The organism is Paracoccus sp. (in: a-proteobacteria) (assembly GCF_030536915.1).
Classification (GTDB): domain Bacteria; phylum Pseudomonadota; class Alphaproteobacteria; order Rhodobacterales; family Rhodobacteraceae; genus Paracoccus.
The window spans coordinates 1-4,014 of record NZ_JAUNPC010000140.1 but is presented as its reverse complement, the minus strand read 5'-3'; the positions used below and the strand labels follow the sequence as shown (position 1 = coordinate 4,014).

Below are 4,014 nucleotides of genomic sequence, written 5' to 3'. Positions count from 1 at the left end.
TGCCGAACTGGCCGACGGACCGGCTGCGGCGCACGGCTGGGGACGCGGCGCCGGATGACGCGCCCCTGGTCGTGGCCGGCCGGGTGGGCAATCGCCGGGTGGTGACGGCGGCCGACGCCGCCGCGCAGGGTCTGGGCCTGCATGCCGGCATGCCGGTCGCCACTGCGCAGGCGCTGGTGCCCGGCCTCGTCGTCGTGCCTGCCGATCCTGCGGCCGATGCCGCCAGCCTCGAGCGGCTGGCCTTGTGGGTCATGCAGCGCCTCTCCCCCATTGTGGCCGCCGATCCGCCCGATGGGATCGTCCTGGACACGACTGGCGCCGACCACCTGCAGGGCGGCGAGGCGGCGATGCTGGAGGCGCTGGTCGGCCGCCTGATGCTGTCGGGCGTCACCGCCCGTGCGGCCGTCGCCGACACCTGGGGGGCAGCTCATGCCCTAGCCCGCCACTCTGCTACCCCCACTCTCGTCGCGGCCCCGGGCGCGGCCGAGGTTGCACTGGCGCCTCTGCCCCTCCAGGCGCTGCGGCTGCCGCCGGCCACGGTCGTCGGGTTGCACACCCTGGGCTTCACCCGCATCGGCGACCTGCTGGGGCAGCCCCGCGCGCCCCTTGCGCGCCGCTTCGGGCCGGGCCTCTGGCGCAGGATCGACCAGGCCCTGGGCGCGGCATGTGAACCCATCGAGCCGGTCCGCCCCGAAGACTTCGTCGAGGTGCGCCGGGTCTTTGCCGAACCCATCGCCGCCGCCGAGACCATCGCCCGTTACATTCGCAAGCTGGTGGTGGCCCTCTGCGAGCGGCTGGAAGAACGGGGCCTCGGCGCCCGCCGGCTCGACCTCTTCTGCCACCGGATCGACAATGACCTCCAGATCGTCCGTATCGGATTGGCCCGGCCGGTCCGCGACGCGAAGCCTCTCACCCGACTCCTCTGCGCGCGCATCGAGACCATCGATCCGGGCTATGGCATCGAGATCATGGTGCTGGCCGCCACCCTTGCCGAGCCGCTGCAGGCCCGGCAGGCCGCGAGCCTGCTGGAGGAGCCTGCGCCCGATCTGGCAGGGCTGATCGACACCCTGGCGAACCGCGTCGGTGCCGGGGCCGTCTACCGCATTGCGGCTGTCCCCAGCGACGTGCCTGAGCGGTCCGTGCGCCGCATCCCGGCCCTGGCCGAGGACGCGGGCGACGGCTGGCCCGATTACTGGCCGCGCCCTGCGCGCCTCCTGCCCCAGCCCGAAGCGATCGAGACCCTGGCGCTGCTGCCCGACCATCCGCCCGCCTGGTTCGCCTGGAAGGGCGTGCGCCGCCGGGTGCGCCGCGCCGACGGGCCGGAGCGCATCTTCGGGGAATGGTGGACACGCGAGGCCGAGAGAGCGGCCGTGCGCGACTACTTCCGGGTCGAGGACGATGCGGGCGAGCGCTACTGGATCTACCGCGCTGGCGACGGCGAGGACGCCGCCACCGGGTCGCAGCGCTGGTTCCTGCATGGGGTCTTCGGATGAGCGGGCTGCGCTACGCCGAACTGCAGGTCACCTCGCAGTTCTCCTTCCTGCGCGGGGCCTCCTCGGCCGAGGAGCTGTTCGCTACCGCCGCGCTGATGGGCATCGAGGCCCTGGCGGTGGTGGACCGCAACAGCCTGGCCGGGATCGTGCGGGCGCATGAGGCGGCAAAGGCCATCGGCGTGCGGCTCGTCGTCGGCTGCCGGCTCGATCTCGCCTGTGGGATGGCGGTGCTGGTCTATCCGACCGACCGGGCCGCTTACGCCCGGCTCTGCCGGCTGCTGACCCTCGGCAAGGGGCGAGCCGGCAAGGGCAAGTGCCATCTCGACTGGCCGGACCTGGAGGCTCATGCCGAGGGGCTGATCACGGTGCTCGTCCCCGATCTCGCCGACGAGACCTGCGCCTTCCGCCTGCGCCGCCTGCGCGAGGTCTTCGGCGACCGCGCCTTCCTGGCGCTGACCCTGCGCCGGCGCCCCAACGACCAGCTGCGGCTGCATGAACTTGCGACGCTGGCTGCCCGCATGAGAGTGGCGACCGTGGTGACCAACGACGTGCTCTACCACGAACCCGCCCGTCGCATCCTCCAGGACGTGGTCACCGCCATCCGTCACACCACCACCGTCGAGGCCCTGGGCCTGCGGCGCGAGCGCCATGCCGACCGCTACCTCAAGCCGCCCGCCGAGATGCATCGGTTGTTCTCGCGCTATCCGGAAGCCCTTGCCCGCACGCTGAAGATCGCCGAGCGTTGCCGCTTCTCGCTGGACGAACTGGCCTACCAGTATCCCGAGGAACGCGACGACCCGGCGCTGACCCCGCAGGAGACACTGGAACGGCTCACCTGGGCGGGTGCGGCCTGCCGCTATCCCGAAGGCGTCCCCGACGAGGTGGCGGCCACCCTGGGGCACGAGCTGCGGCTTATCGGCAGGCTGGGCTATGCCCCTTACTTCCTGACGGTCCACAGCATCGTGCGCTTCGCCAGGTCGAAGGGCATCCTCTGCCAGGGACGCGGGTCGGCCGCGAACTCGGCGGTGTGCTTTGTCCTCGGCATCACCTCGATCAACCCGGTGAGTGGCAACCTCCTCTTCGAGCGCTTCATCTCCGAGGAGCGGCACGAGCCGCCGGACATCGACGTCGACTTCGAGCACGAGCGCCGCGAGGAGGTCATCCAGTGGGTCTACGAGAACTACGGCCGCGACCGCGCCGCCCTCTGCGCCACCGTCATCCGATACCGTGCCAAGGGAGCGCTCCGGGATGTGGGCAAGGCCTTGGGTCTCCCCGAGGACCTGATCCGCGCCCTCTCAAGCCAGATCTGGGCCTGGTCGGCGGAGGGCGTCACCGACGCCCAGATCCGCGAGCTGAACCTCGATCCCACCGACCGGCGTATCCGCCTGACCATGGAACTGGCGGCCCAGCTGCACGGCGCGCCGCGGCACCTGAGCCAGCACCCGGGCGGCTTCGTGCTGACCCACGACCGCCTGGACGACCTGGTCCCCATCGAGCCCGCCGCCATGGAGGGGCGCCAGATCATCGAATGGGACAAGGACGACATCGACGCGCTGCGCTTCATGAAGGTCGACGTGCTGGCCCTGGGGATGCTCAGCTGCATGCGGCGGGGGCTGGACCTCTTGGCCGATCACAAGGGCATCCGGCTGGACCTCGCCACGATCCCACCCGAGGACCCGCGCACCTACGCCATGATCCGGCGCGCCGACACGCTCGGCACCTTCCAGATCGAGAGCCGAGCGCAGATGGCGATGCTGCCGCGCCTGCGCCCCCGCACCTTCTACGACCTCGTCGTCCAGGTCGCAATTGTGCGCCCCGGCCCGATCCAGGGCGACATGGTCCATCCCTACCTGCGCCGGCGCGCGGGGCTCGAGCCGGTGGAGTATCCGACCCCCGAGCTGGAGAAGGTTCTCGGCAAGACCCTGGGCGTGCCCTTGTTCCAGGAACAGGCGATGCGCGTCGCCATTGTCTGCGCGGGCTTCACGCCGGGCGAGGCCGATCTCCTGCGCAAGTCCATGGCCACCTTCAAGTTCACCGGCGGGGTCTCGGCTTTCCGCGACAAGCTCGTCGCGGGGATGATCGAACGCAACTACGATCCCGACTTCGCCGAGCGCACCTTCCGCCAGCTCGAGGGCTTCGGCTCCTACGGCTTTCCCGAAAGCCACGCGGCAAGCTTTGCGCTGATCGCTTATGCCTCGGCCTGGCTGAAGTGCCACCACCCGGATGTCTTCTGCGCGGCGCTCCTGAACAGCCAGCCCATGGGCTTCTATGCCCCTGCCCAGATCGTGCGCGACGCCCGCGACCACGGCGTGGAGGTGCGGCCCCTCTGCGTCAACGTGAGCCGCTGGGACTGCACGCTCGAGCCGACCGGCGATGAGACCCGCTTCGCCGTCCGCCTCGGCCTGCGCATGGTCAAGGGCCTCGCCAACACCTACGCCGCCGCCCTGATCGCCGCCCGCGCCGATATGCCCTTCGTCTCCGTCGAGGACCTCTGGCGCCGTGCCGGCGTGCCCGTGGCGGC

Annotated in this window: 2 protein-coding genes; both read left to right on the top strand. The window is 71.1% G+C overall.

What is annotated here, in order from left to right; all coding sequences use genetic code 11:
- Positions 1–1,493: DUF6504 family protein (locus Q4F04_RS14715; RefSeq protein WP_303370551.1), on the top strand; the 1,493-nt coding region annotated here is incomplete at its 5' end.
- On the top strand, positions 1,490–4,014 hold a 2,525-nt coding region (locus tag Q4F04_RS14710; RefSeq protein WP_303370550.1), incomplete at its 3' end, for an error-prone DNA polymerase. The genes Q4F04_RS14715 and Q4F04_RS14710, both read left to right, overlap by 4 nt.